The following is a 17383-nucleotide window of genomic DNA, read 5'->3' on the forward strand; positions in this document are numbered from 1 at the left end:
CCTGACAATCGCGGCATGAGGCCACCCGGCGACATCCTGCACATCACGCCCCGAAGCGGGCCCTGGCCGCTGCACGATGCCGCCGCCTCGCGTTCGGTCGAGCAGGTGGCGCTGGCGGCCCATGCACCCCATGTGCTGATGGCCCTCGCCGGCCTTGCAGTGGCGCGGCTGGCGCTGGCGCTGGCGCCGCACGCAGCGCGCATCCGGGTCTGGGCCGGGCCCGGCAACAACGGCGGCGATGGCCTTGTCGCGGCCCGACACCTGCACCAGGCCGGCAAGGCCGTGAGTGTGGACTTCATTGGCGACAGCGCCCGTCTTCCCTTCGATGCCGCCCAGGCCTGGCGCGAGGCCATCGCGGCCGGTGTGCCCATCGCTACGGCGACCTGGGGACCGGACGCGGGGCCGCCGCCCGATCTGGTGATCGACGCGCTGCTGGGCATAGGCAGCACGCGCGCACCGGCCGGCGCCATGGCCCAGGCCGTTGCGGCAATGAATGCGGGAACAGCACCTGTGCTGGCGGTCGACATCCCCACCGGCCTGCACCCCGACAGCGGCGCGCCACTGGGCGAAGCCGCCGTGCGCGCCACCGCCACGCTGGCACTGCTGACCCTCAAGCCCGGCTGCTTCACCGGCCAGGGCCGCGATTTCGCTGGTGACGTCTGGCTCGCGCCACTGGGTGTGACGACGGCCGATGGCGCAACGGCCAGGCTGATCGGAGCACCCGCCAACGTCCCGCGCCCGCATGCGTCGCACAAGGGCAGCCAAGGCGATGTTGCCGTGGTCGGCGGGGCAGCGGGCATGGCGGGCGCCGCCTGGCTGGCGGCACGCGCCGCGCTGGCCGCCGGCGCCGGACGCGTCTACTGCAGCCTGCTGGACGAGGACGCAGCGGGCCTGGACCCGCTGCGGCCCGAACTGATGGCGCGTGCGCGCTGGTGGGCGTCGCCGCCCGCCGTGCTGGCGCAGGCCACCGTGGCCTGCGGCTGCGGCGGCGGCGAGGCCATCCACGCCGCCCTGCCCCTTCTGCTGCAGCACGCGGGCCGCCTGCTGCTGGACGCCGATGGCCTGAATGCCCTCGCCGCCGATGCCGCGCTGCAAGCTGCGCTGCGCACGCGCGCCGGGCGCGGGCTGCCGACCCTGCTGACACCCCACCCGCTGGAAGCCGCGCGGCTGCTCAATGCCACCGTCGCCGCGGTGCAGCGCGACCGCCTGGCTGCGGCGCGCGAGCTGGCGGCGCGGCTGGCGGCCACCGTGCTGCTCAAGGGCTCGGGCAGCGTCATAGTGGCGCCGGGCGAGTCGCCCTGGATCAACCCCACCGGCAATGCTGCGCTGGCCACCGCCGGCAGCGGCGACGTGCTGGCCGGCTGGGCGGCCGGGCTGTGGGCGCAACAGCCCGCGGCCTCTGCCCGCGAGATCGCCGTGATGGCCGCCTGGCAACACGGCAACGCCGCCGACCGCCATGCCCCGGCGGCACGCGGCGCACCGCTGCGCGCGAGCGATCTGGTCGAGGCCCTGGCGGCGCGCTGAAGCGCCGGCCCGGCTAGGCGGGCTGCGGCCCTCCGTAGCCTTCGACGATGACGACATCGGCCACCGACACCGGCCGCCTCAGCGCCAATGCAGCCTGGTATTCGGGCGATTGGTAGCAGGCCAGCGCGGCGTCATAAGAGGGGAACTGAATCACCACATGGCGCGACCGGCCCTGCCCTTCGGCGATCTGGAAGCGGCCGGCACGCACCAGGAAGCGGGCGCCGTACTTGCTGAAGGCCGCGGCATTGGCCGCCACATAGGCCTTGTACTGCTCGGTGTCGGCGACATCGACGCTGGCGATCCAGTATCCGTGGGTCATGGCTTGCTCCTGGCGATGTGAGGGTGGTGGCCCCGTTCAGCGTCGCGTGCGCGGCTTGGGCGCCGGCCGGGCCGGGCCCGGTTTGCGCGAGCGCCGCGCCGGCTCGGAGCCGGCCGCCTTGCCCTGGTAGCTGCGCGTGGCCTTCTTGGCGGCGCGATCAGCGTTGCGCACGGTCGCCAGCTCTTCGGTGGCCGAGGCCGGCGTCGGCGTGGCGCGCGGCTTCTCGCCCCGCGCCAGCAGCCTTTCGGCCTCGCCCTCGCGCACCATGCGGAAATCGATCTTGCGGCCGTCGAGGTCGACGCGGCTGACCTGCACCCGCACGCGCGTGCCGATGCCATAGCGGATGCCGGTGCGCTCGCCACGCAGTTCCTGGCGCGCTTCGTCGTAGCGGTAGTACTCGCCGCCCAACTCGGTGATGTGGACCAGGCCCTCAACGTAGAGCGCGTCCAGCGTGACGAAGAGGCCGAAGCCGGCCGCCGCGCTGACCGTGCCCGAGAACTCCTCGCCCAGGTGCTCGCGCATGTAGCGGCACTTGAGCCAGGCCTCTACATCGCGGCTGGCCTCGTCGGCGCGGCGCTCGTTGGCGCTGCAATGGCCGCCGGCGGCCTCCCACAGCGCCATCTCCTGCGACGGCGGCTTGCCCTGCAGCTTGGCCGGCTTGCCGCCCCGGCGCAGCTCGGGCACGCGCGTCTTGTCACTGGCCACCAGGTGGTAGCGGCGGCCGGCCAGCAGGGCCTTGATGACGCGGTGTACCAGCAGGTCGGGATAGCGCCGTATCGGGCTCGTGAAGTGGGTGTAGGCCTCGTAGGCGAGGCCGAAATGGCCGCTGTTGGTGGCGGTATAGATGGCCTGCTGCATCGAGCGCAGCAGCAGGGTGTGGATCTGCTGCGCGTCGGGCCGGTTGGCCGTGGCCTGGGCGATGGCCTGCATCTCGCCCGGCTTGGGATCGTCGCTCAGTTGCACGCCCACCAGGCCCAGCGCGCGAAGCTGGGCCTGCAGCGCGATGCGCTTCTCGGGCGTCGGGCCCTCGTGTACGCGGTACAGACAGGGGTGCTCGGCGGCGGCGATGAAGTCGGCGGCGCAGACATTGGCCGCCAGCATGGCCTCCTCGATCAGGCGGTGCGCCTCGTTGCGGGTGCGCGGCACGATCTTCTCGATGCGGCCGTTGTCGTCGCAGACGATCTGCGTCTCGGTGGTCTCGAAATCGACCGCGCCGCGACGGGCGCGCTGTTTGAGCAGGGCGCGGTAGACCTCGTGCAGGTGCAGCAGGTGCGGCACCAGGTCGGCCCGTGCCGCCGCCTCGGGCCCGCGCGTGTTGGCGAGCACCGCTGCCACCTCGGTGTAGGTCAGGCGCGCCTGCGAATTGATGATGGCCGGGTAGAACTGGTAGGCCTCGACCTCGCCCTCGGCCGTGACCACCATGTCGCAGACCACGGCCAGGCGCTCGACCTGGGGGTTGAGCGAACAAAGGCCGTTGGACAGCTTCTCGGGCAGCATGGGGATCACGCGGCGCGGGAAGTAGACCGAGGTGGCGCGCTCGTAGGCGTCCTCGTCCAGCGCCTCGCCAGGCTTCACGTAGTGGCTCACGTCGGCGATGGCCACCAGCAGGCGCCAGCCATTGACGGCGCTCTTGCCGCGGCCTCGCTTGAAGGGCTCGCAGTAGACGGCGTCGTCGAAGTCACGCGCGTCCTCGCCGTCGATGGTGACCAGGGCCACGTCGCGCAGGTCGACCCGCTGCTTGCGGTCGGCCGGGCGCAGCTTGTCGGGCAGGGCCGCGGCCTGGGCCAGGGTCTCGGGGCTGAACTGGTGCGGCACCTCGTACTTGCGCACCGCGATCTCGATCTCCATGCCGGAGTCGTCGATCTCGCCCAGCACCTCGGCCACGCGGCCCACCGGCTGCGAATGGAGCGAGGGTGGCTCGGTCAGCTCGACCGACACCACCTGCCCCACGGCAGCGCTGGCGGTGGCGTTCTTGGGGATGAGAATGTCCTGGCCATAGCGGCTGTCCTCGGGCGCAACGATCCATTGCCCGCCCTCGTGCAGCAGGCGACCGATGATGGGCGTCTTGCGGCGCTCGAGGATGTCGAGCACGCGGCCCTCGGGCCGGCCCTTGCGGTCGTAGCGCAGCACGCGAACGCGCACGCGGTCGCGGTGCAGCACGGTGCGCATTTCCTGCTGCGACAGGTAGATCCAGGGCTCGCCCCCATCGGTGACGACGAAGCCGTGGCCGTCGCGGTGACCCTGCACGGTGCCCTCGATTTCGGCCATCAATGCGGGGCCGGTGTTGGAGGGGCTTGAAATGATCTTGTTCTTGATGATATAGTCCTTAGTTCCTGAGGGCAGGCACACACCGAGAGATGTGGTCAGCTCCCAAGCCCAGATGGCGGAATTGGTAGACGCACTAGTTTCAGGTACTAGCGCTTAACGGCGTGGAGGTTCGAGTCCTCTTCTGGGCACCAATCTGAATGGCCGGCATGTTGCAAAGCATGCCGGCCTTTTCAATTCTGGCGCCGCTTTCAGAGGTCGCAGCGGCACGCAAGGCGGGTGGCCGGAATGCCTTCAGACGGCAAACTTCCGCGCCAGCCCGTCGGGCCGCAGGTTGTCGTACTCTTCGAAGGGCTGGTGGATCCACGGGCTCGTGGGCAGCGTCTCGACGTAGTAGTCGGGCGTGTAGGTCGAGACCCCCTTGACCCAGATGACGCCGGCGCGCAGCTCGCGGATGGACGGCATGCCGCGCAGCCGATCGACCACTGCGCGCAGCGTGTGGCCGGTGTCGGCCAGGTCGTCGATCAGCAGCACGCGGCCGGCCAGTTCGCCCTTGGGCATGGTGATGTACTTGGCCAGGTCCAGCCGGCCCTGGATCGTGCCGGCCTCGGCGCGGTAGGAACTGGTCGACATGATGGCCAGCGGCTTGTCGAACACGCGCGACAGCACATCGCCCGGCCGCATGCCGCCGCGCGCCAGGCAGATGATCTGGTCGAACTCCCAGCCGGAGTTATGCACCTTGAGCGCCAGGCGCTCGATCAGCATGTGGTACTCGTCCCAGGACACGTACAGGTGCTTGCCATCGTCGGTGAGCATGGGCTTGGTCCTCTGTCGTTCTTGCGGGGTTCAGGCGCGGAAAGGGTGGCGCAGCAGGATGGTGTGGACGCGGTCGGGGCCGGTCGACACCATGTCGATGGGCACGCCGATCAGCGCCTCCATGCGTTCGAGGTAGCGCCGCGCCCGCGCCGGCAGCTGCTCCCAGTTGGTGAGGCCGGCGGTGGTCTCGCTCCAGCCCGGCAGCGTCTCGTAGACTGGCTCGCAGGCGGCAATTTCGTCAGCGTCCAGCGGCAGCACGTCGAAGCTCCGCGCCCCCAGCTTGTAGCCGGTGCAGATGCGGATCTCCTCCAGGCCGTCGAGCACGTCGAGCTTGGTGATGCACAGGCCCGAGACGCCGTTGATGATCATCGAGCGCTTGAGCGCCGCGGCATCGAGCCAGCCGCAGCGGCGCGCCCGCCCGGTGACGGTGCCGCGCTCCTGGCCCACGGTGGACAGGTGATGGCCCACGGTGCCGGCGGTATCGATGTCGAGCTCGGTCGGGAAGGGCCCGCTGCCCACGCGCGTGGTGTAGGCCTTGGTGATGCCCAGGATGTAGTGCAGCATGCCCGGCCCTACGCCGGCACCGGCGGCGGCGTTGCCGGCCACGCAGTTGCTGGAGGTGACGTAGGGGTAGGTGCCGTGGTCGATGTCGAGCAGCGTGCCCTGGGCGCCCTCGAACAGCAGGTTCTGGCCCGCCAAGTGGGCATTGAAGAGCTTGTAGCCGACATCGGCCATCAGCGGCTTGATCTGCTCTGCGGCGGCCATGGCGTCGTCGAGCATGGGCTGCAGCGGCAGCGCCTGGGCGCGCAGCACATTGGTCAGCTCGGCGTTGCGCAGTTCCAGCAATTCGCGCAGCTTGGCTTCGAAGCGCGCCGGGTGCTTGAGATCCTGCACGCGCAGCGCGCGCCGCGCCACCTTGTCCTCGTAGGCCGGGCCTATGCCCTTGCCGGTGGTGCCGATCTTGCCGCTGCCGCTGGTTTCGCGCAGCGCCTCGCGGGCGCGGTCGACCTCGACGTGGAAGGGCAGGATCAGCGGGCAGGATTCCGACAGGAAGAGGCGCGAGCGCACATCGATGCCCAGGGCCTCGATGCGGCCAATCTCGGTGATCAGGTGGGCTGGGTCGACAACCACGCCGTTGCCGATGTAGCAGGCCACGCCGTCGCGCATCACGCCCGAGGGGATGAGCTGCAGCGCCGTCTTGCGGCCGGCGATGACCAGGGTATGGCCGGCGTTGTGGCCGCCCTGGAAGCGGACCACGCCCTGGGCATGGTCGGTCAGCCAGTCGACGATCTTGCCCTTGCCCTCGTCGCCCCACTGGGTGCCCACGACAACCACATTGCGTCCGGCGGCGGGCCGGAAGGCTGCTTGCGTATTCATTCTTTCCTTCTCGAAGATTTCAGTCTGCCGCCTGAGGCCGGGCGAGCGAACGCAGCACCCACTGCCCGCCCTCCAGCACCAATTCGCGGTCGATGTCGAAGGCCTGGGTCTCGGGCTCGTGGCCCGGCAACACGGCCAGCACGGTTTCGCCGGCCTCGCGCAGGCGGCGCACGGCAGTGCGCAGGCCGGCGTCCTCGCCCCAGGGCGCGCGTACCGCTGGCGGCGCCGACGAGCGGCCGGCCACCTCGGACAGCGCCTTGAGGTCGAGGTTGAAGCCCACCGCCGGCCGGTTGCGGCCGAACACCGCGCCAACCTCGTCGTAGCGGCCGCCGCGCGCCAGCGCGTCGCTGCAGCCAGCGCCGTAGATCGCGAAGCGCGGCCCGCTGTAATAGGCATAGCCGCTCATGTCGGAGAGGTCGAAGCCGATGCGAACCTGCGGAAAGGCCGCGCGCAGATGCGTGGCCAGCCACTGCAGCTGTTCCAGCGCAGCCAGCACCAGAGGCCGCGCCGGCAGTTCGCGCCGCGCAGCCGCCAGCACCTCGTCGCCACCGTACATGCGCAGCAGCGCGAGCAGGCCGGCGCGCACCACGTCGGGTAGGCCGGCAGTCAACGCTACAAGTGCCGAGGCGTCCTTCTCCGACAGCGCCTGCACCAGTTCGTTCAGCTGAGCCGGAGCCAGCGTCACGCCGGCCAGAACACCGCGCAGCACGCGCGCATCGGCGAGGTCGATCACCAGCGAGCCGGCGCGCGCCTCGAGCAGGCTGTCCAGCGCCAGCTCGGCGGCCTCCAAGTCGGCCTCGAGACCGGCATGGCCGAAGATCTCGGCACCGAACTGCAGCGGCTCGCGCGAGGCCGAAGGCCCGCCCGGCCGCGTGTGCAGCACCGGGCCGCAGTAGCACAGCCGCGTCACGCCCTCGCGGTTGAGCAGGTGGGCGTCGATGCGCGCCGCTTGCACCGTGGTGTCGGCGCGCAGGCCCAGCATGCGTCCGCTGAGCTGGTCGACCAGCTTGAAGGTCTTGAGATCGAGTTCACGGCCGCTGCCTGAAAGCAGCGACTCCAGGTACTCCATGAGCGGCGGCATGACCAGCTCGAAACCATAGCCGCGCGCGCGGTCGAGCAGGGCCCGACGGAGTTCCTCGATACGCCGGGCCTGCCTGGGCAGGACATCGGCGACATGCTCGGGCAGCAGCCAAGCAGACAGCATGCAATGCACCGGTGATGAAACCGGCATTGTAGGCGCCGGGCCGACCACAGGCTGACGCGGCAGGCCTATCGAAACACCACCAGCATGAGCAGGCCTATGACCATGCTGGTGAGGCCGACGAAGCGCAGCTGGCCGTCGCTGAGCTTGGTGGCCTGCTCGAAGATGCGGCGCCAGCCACCCGGGTTGAGAAAGGGCAGCAGGCCTTCGAACACCAGCACCAGGGCCAGTGCCATCAGCAGCGAATCGCCCACGCCGGTCGTGCAGGCTTACTTGCGCGCCGCCGGCGATGCCGCAGCCGGCGCGGACCCCGAGCCCCGCATGGCGCGGAAGAAGTCGCTGCCCGAGTCGAGCACCATCACGTCGCCCTTGCTGCGGAAGGTGGCGCGGTAGGCCTCCAGGCTGCGGTAGAACTGCGCGAACTGGGCATCGCGGCCGAAGGCATCGGCATACAGGGCCGAGGCCTTGGCATCACCCTCGCCCTTGATCTTCTGCGCGTCGCGGTAGGCCTCGGCAATGATGACCTCGCGCTGGCGGTCGGCGTCGGCGCGGATCTTCTCGCCCTCGGCCGCGCCCTGGCTGCGCAACTCATTGGCGACCTGCTTGCGCTCGGACTCCATGCGGCGGTAGACCGAATCGGTGATGTCGGCGACGAAGTCGACGCGCTTGATGCGCACGTCGACGATCTCGATGCCAAAGCTCTTGGCCTCGTCGGCCAGGCGGGTGCGCACATCGAGCATGACCTTCTCGCGCTCGGTGGCGAGGACGCCGCGCACATCGCGCCGCGTGATCTCTTCGTTGAAGGCCGCCTGCACCACGGGAGCGAGGCGGCTTTCGAGATTGCGGAAATCGGCGCCGTTGTTGCGAATGAATTGCTTGGGGTCGGACAGCCGCCACTTCACCAGCCAGTCGATCACCAGGCTCTTCTTCTCGGCCGTGAAAATGGGGCGGGTCTCGGGGCTGTCCAGCGTCTGCACGCGGCGGTCGAGGAAGACGACGTTCTGGAACGGCGGCGGCAGCTTGAACTTGAGCCCCGGCTCGGTGATGACGTCCTTGATCTCGCCCAGGGCGTAGACCACGCCGACCTGGCGCTGGTCGACCACGAACAGTGTGCTGGCAACCAGCATCAGCGCGATCAGCGCGCCGGCAACGATGAGTCCGATACGGTTCATATGCCCTGCCCGCCTTCAGCGGCCTTCACGGTCACGGGTGCGCGCGCCGTCGCGCGAGCGGATGTCGATGCTGGTCGAACTGGTGGGCTCTGACGGGCCGCCGGTCGCCGGCACCGTGGGCGTTGCCGCGGGTGCCGCGGCCGGCACGCCGGCCTGCTGCAACAGGCGATCAAGCGGCAGGTAAAGCAGGTTGCTGCCCTGGCGGCTGTCAACCATGACCTTGCTGACGTTGGAATAGACTTGCTGCATGGTCTCGATGTAGAGGCGGTCGCGCGTCACCGCGGGCGCTTTCTGGTACTCGGTCAGCACCGAGCGGAAGCGCTGCGCATCGCCCTCGGCCTGGGCCACCACCCGCGAGCGGTAGCCCTCGGCCTCCTCGGCCAGGCGCGACGCCGTGCCGCGCGCCTTGGGGATGACATCGCTGGCATAGGCCTGGCCTTCGTTCTTGAAGCGGTCGCGGTCGGCCGTGGCCTTGACGGCGTCGTTGAAGGCGGCCTGCACCTGATCGGGCACCTGCACGTTCTGCATGTTCACATTGCCCACCACGATGCCGGCCTTGAGGCGGTCCAGCTGGGCCTGGATGGACTTCACCAGATCGGCGGCGATGGCGTCACGCTGCTCGTAGAGCACCTGATCGACGCGGCTCTTGCCGACGATCTCGCGCACCGCCGATTCGGCGGCCATCACCACCGCCTCGTCGGGGCGGTTGTTCTCGAACAGGTAGGCGCGCGCATCGGCGCGGCGGTACTGCACGGTGAAGCGGATGTCGACGATGTTCTCGTCCTGCGTCAGCATCGACGAATCGCGCAAGCCCGTGGCCTGCACCACCGAGCTGCGGCCCACATCGACCGACTGCAGCTGCGACACAGCAACGATTTCGTGCGCCTGCACCGGATAAGGAAAGCGCCACTGGAAGCCGGCGTCCTTGGTCTGGCTGTACTTGCCGAAGGTGGTGACCACCGCCTGCTGGCCTTCCTGCACGATGAAGAAGCCGCTGCCCAGCCAGATCAGCACCGCTACCGCGCCGATGAGGCCGGCGCCTATGCCGGCGCTCTTGAAATCGGGCTGAAAGCTGGGGCCACCGGGCGGCCGCTCGTCGGGCCGGCCGGGGCCGCGGCCACCGAAGAGGCCGCTGAGCTTGCGGTTGAAATCGCGCCACAGCTCGTCCAGGTCGGGCGGGCCGTCGTGGCGGTTGTTGTAGACATAGGCCGGCGTGCGCGCGATCCGCGTGCGCCAGGCGGCAGCCAGCCAGGTGCGCAGGGCCGCTACAGCCGCTGCAAACCGCGTGGCCAGGGAAGAGTCGTCGGTGTCACGCATGCGGATGCAATGTGAGGGGCAAGTGGGTTTCGGCGGCCACGGCGGCTGCCGCGTCGTCGGTAGATGGGGTGGTGCGGCCACCGTTCAAGCGGCCCGCGGCCAGTTCGGCGATGGCCAGGCGCAACAGTTCAAGGCCCTGGCTGCTGCGCGCGCTGACGTAAACGCGGCGGCGGCGCAGGCCGGGGTGGACCTCAAGCCAGTCGGAAGGTTCCCGCGGCTGCTGGTTTTCATCGAGCAGGTCGACCTTGTTGCAGACCAGGATCTGCGGCACGCCGGCGGCGCCGATCTCGTCGAGCACGCGCTCGACCTCGGCTTGCTGCTCGGCCCATTGCGGGTTGGCCACGTCGATGACGTGCAGCAGCAGATCGGCCTCGGCGGCCTCCTGCAGCGTGGCCTCGAAGGCCTCGACCAGCTTGTGCGGCAGGTCGCGGATGAAGCCCACGGTGTCGGACAGCGAGACCGAACCCAGGGCCTCGCCCAGCCACAGCGAGCGCGTGGTGGTGTCCAGCGTCGCGAACAATTGGTCGGCGGCATAGGCACGCGCCTTCACCAGCGCGTTGAACAGCGTCGACTTGCCGGCATTGGTATAGCCCACCAGCGAGACGCGAAAGCTGCCGCGGCGCTCGCGCGCCTTGCGCTGGGTGCCGCGCTGGCGCTTGACCTTCTCGAGCCGCTCTTTGACGCTCTTGATGCGGTCGCCGATCATGCGGCGATCAAGTTCGATCTGCGCCTCGCCTGGGCCGCCGCGCGTGCCGATGCCGCCGCGCTGGCGCTCAAGGTGGCTCCAGCGCCGCACCAGGCGCGTGGCCATGTACTGCAGCCGCGCCAGTTCGACCTGCAGCTTGCCCTCGTGGCTTTGCGCACGGTCGGCAAAGATGTCGAGGATGAGCGCCGTGCGGTCGGCCACCGGCACGCCGAGATGGCCTTCGAGATTGCGCTGCTGCGCCGGGCTCAGGGCCTGGTCGAAGATCACGCCATGGGCCTCGGTCGCGGCGACCATGGCCTTGATCTCGTCGGCCTTGCCGCTGCCGACGAAGAGCGCCGGATCGGGTGCGCGGCGGCGCGCGATGATGCGCGCCACGGCCACATCACCGGCCGACGCCGCGAGCAGCGCCAGTTCGTCCAGCGTGTCGTCGAAGCCCGGCGCGCTGCCGATGGCCACGCCCACCAGCACGGCGCGTGTCGGCTCGTCGGCGCGTGCGGCGGCCGAAGCGGAAGCGGCGCTCAAGGTTGGCGGCGGCTTGCGAAAGCGATCAAGCGGGTGCGATCAAGCCGGGTCGCTGCTCTCTGCAGGGTGAAAGTTGACCGCGCGGCTGGGCACGACGGTCGAGATCGCGTGCTTGTAGACCATCTGGGTCACAGTGTTGCGCAGCAGCACCACGTACTGGTCGAAGGACTCGATGTGGCCCTGGAGCTTGATGCCGTTGACGAGGTAGATCGACACCGGCACATGCTCCTTGCGAAGCAGGTTCAGAAAAGGATCCTGCAAAAGTTGGCCTTTGTTGCTCACGATATGCTCCGTGTTGAGAAGACAGCGAAGACCTCACCTTATCACAGGGGGCCTGCTGCCCAGGGTTTCCACCGGGAATCGGCTTATTCGCCCTTGTTGTCGAACGGGTTGCTGGCCGAGCGCATTTCAATACGCACGGGTGTCCCCACCAGCTTGAAATGCTCGCGCAGCCGGCCTTCGAGAAAGCGCTTGTAGCTGTCGGGCACATGGTCGAGCGAGGTGCCGTGGATCACTACCAGGGGCGGGTTCATGCCGCCCTGGTGGGCATAGCGCATCTTCGGGCGGAAGCGCCCTTCGCGGCGCGGCGCCTGGTGCTCGGCGGCCTCGTGGATCAGGCGCGTCAGCACCGGCGTGCTCATCTTCACCGTGGCCGAGGCATGGGCCTGCAGGATGGCCTTCCACACCGCCGACAGGCCGGTGCGGCGGATGGCCGAGATCTGCAGCACCGGCGCGAACTTCAGGAAGGCCAGCCGGGTTTCGATGGAGCGCTGCAGCGTCTGGCGCTGGTAGTCGTCGGTGGCATCCCACTTGTTGACGGCCAGCACCACGGCGCGGCCCGATTCGAGGATGTAGCCGGCGATGTGGGCGTCCTGGTCGGTCACGCCCTGGGTGGCGTCAAGCAGCAGCAGCACGACATTGGCATCGGCGATGGCCTGCAGCGTCTTGACGACCGAGAACTTCTCGATCGCCTCGAAGACCTTGCCGCGGCGGCGCAGGCCGGCCGTGTCTATCAGTTCGAAGCGGCGGCCGTCGCGCTCGAAGGGCACATGGATGGCGTCGCGTGTGGTGCCGGGCTGGTCGAAGGCGACCAGGCGCTCCTCGCCCAGCCAGGCATTGATCAGCGTGCTCTTGCCGACATTGGGCCGGCCGGCCACCGCCAGGCGTATCGGGGCATCGGCGTCGGGCTCGGCGCCTTCGGCGTCCTCGTCGAACGGAAAGGCCTCCAGCGCCGCCTCGAGCAGGCTGCGTATGCCCTGGCCATGGGCCGAGGAAATGGGGTGGGGGTCGCCGATGCCCAACTCGTGGAATTCAGCCAGCAGCGGCGAATCGACCATGCCCTCGGCCTTGTTGGCCGCCAGCAGCACCTTCTTGCGCTGGCTGCGCAGGTAGTTAGCGATGTCGTGGTCCATCGCCGAGAGGCCGGCGCGCACGTCGACGACGAAGATCACCGCATCGGCCTCGGCCACCGCCTGCTTGGTCTGTTTGGCCATCTCGGCCACCACGCCGCTGGGCTTCTCGGGTTCGAAGCCGCCGGTGTCGACGACGATGAACTCGCGCGGGCCCAGGCGTGCGTCGCCGTAATGGCGGTCGCGCGTGAGACCGGCATAGTCGGCCACGATGGCGTCGCGGCTCTTGGTGATGCGGTTGAACAGCGTCGACTTGCCGACGTTGGCGCGGCCGACCAGGGCAATGACCGGCTTGATCACGGGGCGGCGCTCAGTTGGGGCGGAAGGCGTAGAGCCCGCCGTTCTTGGTGACGACGAGCAGGGTAGCGCCCGACAACACCGGCGTGCCGAGCACCGCGCTGCCATCGGTGGGCAGGCGCAGTTGCTGGGCGCCGGTGGCGCTGGCCAGGAAGTGTACGAAGCCCTCGCTGTCGCCGAAGACCACCGCCGGGCCGACGGCCAGGCCTCCGGAGAGGCTGCGGTAGAGGAACTTCTCGTGGTTCCAGACAACATCGCCGCTGCTGGCGCTCCAGGCGGTCAGGCGGTCACTGGCGTCGGCGCCGTAGACGCGCTCGTCGTCGCCGCCCACGGCATTGGCGCCGCCGGTGCTGCGCGACCACAACACGGCGGCCCGGGCTGCATCGACGCAGGCCACGGCCGACTGGAAGGCGCGGGCGCAGACCCGGTCACCCACGCGCGCCGGCGGGCCCACCAGGTCGGCCAGGCGCTCGACCTCGTTGGTGCCGCGCGGCGAGGCCATGGGCAGATCCCACTGCACCGTGCCGCGCAGCGGGTCTAGCGCCACCAGGCGCGCGCCCTGCCCCACCAGCAGCGTGTCGCGGAAGGCCGCCAGCAGCCCCGGCTGAGCCAGGGTCAGGGCCTCGCCGGGGCGCTGCATCGTCCACAGGCGGCGGCCGTCCAGCGCGTCGAAGGCATGGACCGCGCGGTCCACGCCCATCACGAAGACGCGCTCGCCGGCCACCAGGGGCGGAGTCACCACGGCCGAGGGCACGCGCTTGCGCCAGACCTCGCGCCCGCTGTCCAGCGTGACGACCTCGTTGCCGCGCGTCACCACGCTGACGAAGCGGCCGTCGCTGCCCACGCCGGCGGCCACCGGCGCACCGATGCGGGCCCGCCAGCGCACAGCGCCGTTGTCGGCCTGCAGCGCGAGCACATCGCCATCTGCAGTGGCGACGAAGAAGAGGCCCTCGCGCGCCGCCGGCACGATGAGCGGGCCGACATTGCCGAAGCGCGCGTTCCAGACCTGGCGCCCGGCGATGCGGGGCTCGTATTGCTCCAGCGGCGTCGGCTTGGGCCGGTCGGTCGAACAGGCAGCCAGCAGCACCAGCAGCGCAGCCGCCAGTGCGGCGCGCGGCAAGATCACGGCGCGGTCCCGGAGGCCGCGGCCTGCGGCGGCGCCGGCGGGGCGCCCAGGGCCGTGAGCTTGGCGTCGATCAGGGCGCGGTAATCGACCTTGGCGTCCATGGCCTTGTAGGCGGCCTGGTAGGCGGCCAGCGCCTCGGCCTTCTTGCCCTGGGCCAACAACACGTCGCCGCGGCGGTCGTCGACCAGGCCTTCGAAGCCCTCGGACTTGGCACCGTCCAGCGTCTTGAGCGCCTCGTCGTGCTGCTTGGCATCGGCCTGCAGCGCCGCCAGGCGCAGCTTGGCCAGCGAGCGGATCTCGGCCTCGCCCTTTTCGGCGGCCCAGGCCAGCGTGGCCTTGGCGGCGTCGAGCTGCTTCTTCTCGAACTGCACGCGGGCAGCCAGCAACGCGCCCTGCTGGGCATAGGCGGTGGCCGGGAAACGCTCGCGCAGGTCGTTGAAGACGCGGCCGGTCTTGTCGGCGTCGCCGGCCTGGGCCGCGCGCTCGAGGTCGTCGAACATCGCGCCGGCGCGGAAGCCCTGCTCGCGCTGCCAGTACTGCCAGCCGTTCCAGGCCGCATAGGCGCCCAGGGCCAGCACCAGGGTCCAGGTGACCAGGTTGCCGTACTTGTTCCAGAACGCCTTGAGGGCGTCGAGTTGCTCCTGCTCCTGCAGGTCGAGTTGTGTGGCCATGGTCAGGGTAGCGGAAAGGTCCGCGATTATGCGTTGAGGAGGTCGTGCGCCCAGGCGGCGGCATCGGCCAGCGATCGTGTGGTCTGCACGGCGGCGGCATCGCCCCCGCGCAGCGGCTTGAGCGCGACTTCGCCGCGGGCCAGCTCGTCGGGCCCGAAGATCAGGGCCCAGCGCGCGCCGCTGGCATCGGCGCGCTTGAATTGCGATTTCATGCTGCCCATGCCGTCACGGGCAGCGGCATGCATCAGCACCGCCACGCCCGCGGCGCGCAGGGCTTCCAGCACCGGCAGCACGCGCGGCAGCGTGGCCGCGTCGGGCAGCACGGCATAGGCATCGGGCGCGGGCGGCGGCGGCTGGATGCCGGCGGCCTCGAGCAGCAGCATCAGCCGCTCCAGGCCGAGGCCGAAACCTATGGCCGGAGCCGGCTTGCCGCCCAGGGTCTCGATCAGCTGGTCGTAGCGGCCTCCGCCGCAGACCGTGCTCTGGGCGCCCAGCAGCGGGCTGATCCACTCGAAAACGGTGAGGTTGTAGTAGTCCATGCCGCGCACCAGGCGCGGGTTGACGCTGTAGGCCAGGCCCGCGGCGTCGAGCACGGCGCGCAGCGCGGCCAGGTGGGTCAGCGATTCGGCGCCAAGAAAGTCGATCAGCTTCGGCGCCGCATCGACCACCGCTGCCATCGCCGGGTTCTTGGTGTCGAGGATGCGCAGCGGATTGCTGTGCAGGCGCCGCCGCGCGTCTTCGTCCAGTTGCCCGGCGTGGTCCTGGAAGTGGGCGATCAGCGCCGCACGGTGGGCGCGGCGCTCCTCGGGCTGGCCCAGGCTGTTGATCTCGAGCCGGATGTCGCGGCCTTCGACCAGGCCCAGTTCGCGCCAGAAGGCGCGCAGCATCAGGATCAGCTCGGCGTCGACATCGGGCCCGGCGTGGCCCAGGGCCTCGACGTCGAGCTGGTGAAACTGGCGCGAGCGGCCCTTCTGAGGGCGCTCATGGCGGAACATGGGGCCCAGCTGCCAGATGCGCAGCGGGCCGTTGTAGAGCGCGTTGTGCTCGTTGATGGCGCGCACGATGCCGGCCGTGGCCTCGGGGCGCAGGGCCAGCGCGTCGCCGTTCATCGCGTCGGTCCAGGCGAACATCTCCTTTTCGACGATGTCGGTCACCTCGCCCAGGCCGCGCACGAACAGCGGCGTCGGCTCGACGATGGGCGTGCGCAGGTTGCGGTAGCCGTAGCGCGCGAGCAGGCCGCGCGCCTTGGCTTCCATCCATTCCCAGCGCGCCGCCTCGTCGGGCAGCAGGTCATTCATGCCTTTGACGGCGACTATTTTTTCGGCCATGGTCTTTGGGTGCCCGGCCTGCGCCGGGCTTGCTGTCAGCGCGGCGAGGCCGCCACGCCGCCGAAGCGGCGCTCGATATAGCTCTCGACGATCTTGTGGAATTCCTGCGCGATGCCCTCGCCGCGCAGCGTGAGTGCCTTCTCGCCGTCGATGAAGACGGGCGCGGCTGGCGCCTCGCCGGTGCCGGGCAGGCTGATGCCGATATCGGCATGCTTGCTTTCGCCGGGGCCGTTGACGATGCAGCCCATCACCGCCACCTTGAGGCCTTCGACGCCCGGATAGCGCGCCTTCCACACCGGCATCTGCGCGCGCAGGAAATCGTCGATCTGCTTGGCCAGTTCCTGGAAGGTGGTGCTGGTGGTGCGGCCGCAGCCCGGGCAGGCAGTGACGCTGGGGTTGAAGGTGCGCAGGCCCAGGCTTTGCAGGATCTCCAGCGCCACCACCACCTCCTGCGTGCGCGCCTCGCCCGGCTGCGGCGTGAGGCTGACGCGGATGGTGTCGCCGATGCCCTCCTGCAGCAGCACGCCCAGCGCAGTGGCGCTGGCCACCGTGCCCTTGGTGGCCATGCCGGCCTCGGTGAGACCCAGGTGCAGCGCGTAGTCACAGCGCCGCGCCAGCGCCCGGTAGACCGAGATCAGATCCTGCACGCCGCTGACCTTGCAGCTGATGATGATGTTGTCGGGCTTGAGGCCCAGCTCGCGGGCCACCTCGGCCGAGCTGAGCGCCGACTGCACCAGGGCCTGGTACATCACCTGCTTCACGTCCAGCGGGCGGGCACGTTGCGCGTTGCTGTCCATCAGCTCGGCCAGCAGTTCCTGATCCAGGCTGCCCCAGTTGACGCCGATGCGCACCACCTTGTCGTACTTGGCCGCGGCCTCGACCATCATCGCGAACTGGCGGTCGCGCTTGTCGCCCTTGCCCACGTTGCCGGGGTTGATGCGGTACTTGCTGAGGGCCTGGGCCATGGCCGGAAAGTCGGTCAGCAGGCGGTGGCCGTTGTAGTGGAAATCGCCCACCAGCGGCACCACGATGCCCATGCGGTCGAGCTGCTCGCGGATATAGGGCACGGCCGCTGCGGCCTCGGGCGTGTTGACCGTGATCCGCACCAGTTCGCTGCCGGCCAGGGCCAGTTCCTTGACCTGGATCGCCGTGCCGATGGCGTCCACGGTGTCGGTGTTGGTCATGGACTGCACGCGCACCGGCGCGTCGCCGCCGACGGTGACGACATGCTCACCCCAGGCCACGCGCGCCTGGCGCGAGCGGCGCGGCGCCGGGGCAGCGGCCTCGATGACGTCGATGTCGTCGGCAGCGTTCATCGCGGGGCCTCCGGGCA

16 protein-coding genes and 1 tRNA gene are annotated in these 17383 nt (G+C 69.8%); 2 read left to right on the forward strand and 15 right to left on the reverse strand.

Features of this window, described 5'->3' with window-relative positions:
* The first annotated feature begins 15 nt into the window (after positions 1-15).
* Entirely contained in the window at positions 16-1524 is a 1509-nt protein-coding gene (locus JMV16_RS03530; RefSeq protein WP_201492750.1) for an NAD(P)H-hydrate dehydratase, read from the forward strand.
* 13 nt (positions 1525-1537) lie between these two features.
* Here JMV16_RS03530 and JMV16_RS03535 read toward each other — a convergent pair whose 3' ends face one another.
* Both JMV16_RS03535 and rnr read right to left on the reverse strand, forming a co-directional pair.
* Complete coding sequence (locus JMV16_RS03535) at positions 1538-1843, reverse strand: DUF1330 domain-containing protein (RefSeq protein ID WP_201492751.1); 306 nt, start codon at positions 1841-1843, stop codon at positions 1538-1540.
* A gap of 36 nt (positions 1844-1879) precedes the next feature.
* On the reverse strand, positions 1880-4111 hold the full coding sequence (gene rnr, locus JMV16_RS03540; protein ID WP_201492752.1) for a ribonuclease R: 2232 nt from the start codon (positions 4109-4111) through the stop codon (positions 1880-1882).
* A 106-nt stretch (positions 4112-4217) separates the two neighbouring features.
* Here rnr and JMV16_RS03545 point away from each other — a divergent pair.
* Positions 4218-4302 (forward strand) — tRNA-Leu (locus JMV16_RS03545).
* A 100-nt stretch (positions 4303-4402) separates the two neighbouring features.
* Here the strand turns inward: JMV16_RS03545 and JMV16_RS03550 are convergent.
* From JMV16_RS03550 to ispG, 13 genes are all read right to left on the reverse strand, one after another.
* Entirely contained in the window at positions 4403-4924 is a 522-nt protein-coding gene (locus JMV16_RS03550; protein WP_201492753.1) for a phosphoribosyltransferase, read from the reverse strand.
* Between the two features lie 30 nt (positions 4925-4954).
* On the reverse strand, positions 4955-6301 hold the full coding sequence (locus tag JMV16_RS03555) for an adenylosuccinate synthase (protein WP_201492754.1): 1347 nt from the start codon (positions 6299-6301) through the stop codon (positions 4955-4957).
* Between the two features lie 19 nt (positions 6302-6320).
* Positions 6321-7505, reverse strand: a complete 1185-nt coding sequence (locus JMV16_RS03560) for an ATP phosphoribosyltransferase regulatory subunit (protein WP_201492755.1) — start codon at positions 7503-7505, stop codon at positions 6321-6323.
* Positions 7506-7570: 65 nt separating this feature from the next.
* Positions 7571-7756, reverse strand: a complete 186-nt coding sequence (locus tag JMV16_RS03565) for a DUF2065 domain-containing protein (RefSeq protein ID WP_201492756.1) — start codon at positions 7754-7756, stop codon at positions 7571-7573.
* A gap of 15 nt (positions 7757-7771) precedes the next feature.
* Complete coding sequence (gene hflC / locus JMV16_RS03570; RefSeq protein ID WP_201492757.1) at positions 7772-8674, reverse strand: protease modulator HflC; 903 nt, start codon at positions 8672-8674, stop codon at positions 7772-7774.
* A 15-nt stretch (positions 8675-8689) separates the two neighbouring features.
* Positions 8690-9991 carry an FtsH protease activity modulator HflK gene (hflK, locus tag JMV16_RS03575; protein ID WP_201492758.1) on the reverse strand — a complete coding sequence of 434 codons (1302 nt, stop codon included), beginning with the start codon at positions 9989-9991 and terminating at the stop codon, positions 8690-8692.
* Positions 9984-11219, reverse strand: coding sequence for a GTPase HflX (gene hflX / locus JMV16_RS03580; protein WP_236580328.1), 1236 nt, complete (start codon positions 11217-11219; stop codon positions 9984-9986). The genes hflK and hflX overlap by 8 nt, the downstream gene beginning before the upstream one ends.
* 39 nt (positions 11220-11258) lie before the next feature.
* Positions 11259-11501 carry an RNA chaperone Hfq gene (hfq, locus tag JMV16_RS03585; protein ID WP_201492759.1) on the reverse strand — a complete coding sequence of 81 codons (243 nt, stop codon included), beginning with the start codon at positions 11499-11501 and terminating at the stop codon, positions 11259-11261.
* 83 nt (positions 11502-11584) lie between these two features.
* A complete protein-coding gene (der, locus tag JMV16_RS03590; RefSeq protein ID WP_201492835.1) occupies positions 11585-12925 on the reverse strand; it encodes a ribosome biogenesis GTPase Der in 1341 nt (446 codons plus the stop codon).
* A 13-nt stretch (positions 12926-12938) separates the two neighbouring features.
* Entirely contained in the window at positions 12939-14051 is a 1113-nt protein-coding gene (bamB, locus tag JMV16_RS24105) for an outer membrane protein assembly factor BamB (RefSeq protein WP_236580329.1), read from the reverse strand.
* A complete protein-coding gene (locus tag JMV16_RS24110; RefSeq protein ID WP_236580330.1) occupies positions 14048-14722 on the reverse strand; it encodes a YfgM family protein in 675 nt (224 codons plus the stop codon). The genes bamB and JMV16_RS24110 overlap by 4 nt, the downstream gene beginning before the upstream one ends.
* A 26-nt stretch (positions 14723-14748) precedes the next feature.
* Positions 14749-16050 (reverse strand): histidine--tRNA ligase, encoded by a 1302-nt coding sequence (gene hisS, locus JMV16_RS03600; RefSeq protein ID WP_201492760.1) that lies wholly within the window; start codon positions 16048-16050, stop codon positions 14749-14751.
* A 35-nt stretch (positions 16051-16085) separates the two neighbouring features.
* The gene (gene ispG, locus JMV16_RS03605) at positions 16086-17366 is read right to left on the reverse strand and encodes a flavodoxin-dependent (E)-4-hydroxy-3-methylbut-2-enyl-diphosphate synthase (protein ID WP_201492761.1); all 1281 of its coding nucleotides are present in this window, start codon (positions 17364-17366) and stop codon (positions 16086-16088) included.
* Positions 17367-17383 lie beyond the last annotated feature (17 nt).

The organism is Rubrivivax sp. A210 (assembly GCF_904426505.1).
Classification (GTDB): Bacteria; Pseudomonadota; Gammaproteobacteria; order Burkholderiales; family Burkholderiaceae_C; genus Rubrivivax.

Excerpts from the sequence above, each read along its gene's own strand:
- JMV16_RS03530 (WP_201492750.1), top strand. The coding sequence starts at position 16 with ATGAGGCCACCCGGCGACATCCTGCACATCACGCCCCGAAGCGGGCCC.
- JMV16_RS03535 (WP_201492751.1), bottom strand. The coding sequence starts at position 1,843 with ATGACCCACGGATACTGGATCGCCAGCGTCGATGTCGCCGACACCGAG.
- rnr (WP_201492752.1), bottom strand. The coding sequence starts at position 4,111 with ATGGCCGAAATCGAGGGCACCGTGCAGGGTCACCGCGACGGCCACGGC.
- JMV16_RS03550 (WP_201492753.1), bottom strand. The coding sequence starts at position 4,924 with ATGCTCACCGACGATGGCAAGCACCTGTACGTGTCCTGGGACGAGTAC.
- JMV16_RS03555 (WP_201492754.1), bottom strand. The coding sequence starts at position 6,301 with ATGAATACGCAAGCAGCCTTCCGGCCCGCCGCCGGACGCAATGTGGTT.
- JMV16_RS03560 (WP_201492755.1), bottom strand. The coding sequence starts at position 7,505 with ATGCTGTCTGCTTGGCTGCTGCCCGAGCATGTCGCCGATGTCCTGCCC.
- hflC (WP_201492757.1), bottom strand. The coding sequence starts at position 8,674 with ATGAACCGTATCGGACTCATCGTTGCCGGCGCGCTGATCGCGCTGATG.
- hflK (WP_201492758.1), bottom strand. The coding sequence starts at position 9,991 with ATGCGTGACACCGACGACTCTTCCCTGGCCACGCGGTTTGCAGCGGCT.
- JMV16_RS24110 (WP_236580330.1), bottom strand. The coding sequence starts at position 14,722 with ATGGCCACACAACTCGACCTGCAGGAGCAGGAGCAACTCGACGCCCTC.
- hisS (WP_201492760.1), bottom strand. The coding sequence starts at position 16,050 with ATGGCCGAAAAAATAGTCGCCGTCAAAGGCATGAATGACCTGCTGCCC.
- ispG (WP_201492761.1), bottom strand. The coding sequence starts at position 17,366 with ATGAACGCTGCCGACGACATCGACGTCATCGAGGCCGCTGCCCCGGCG.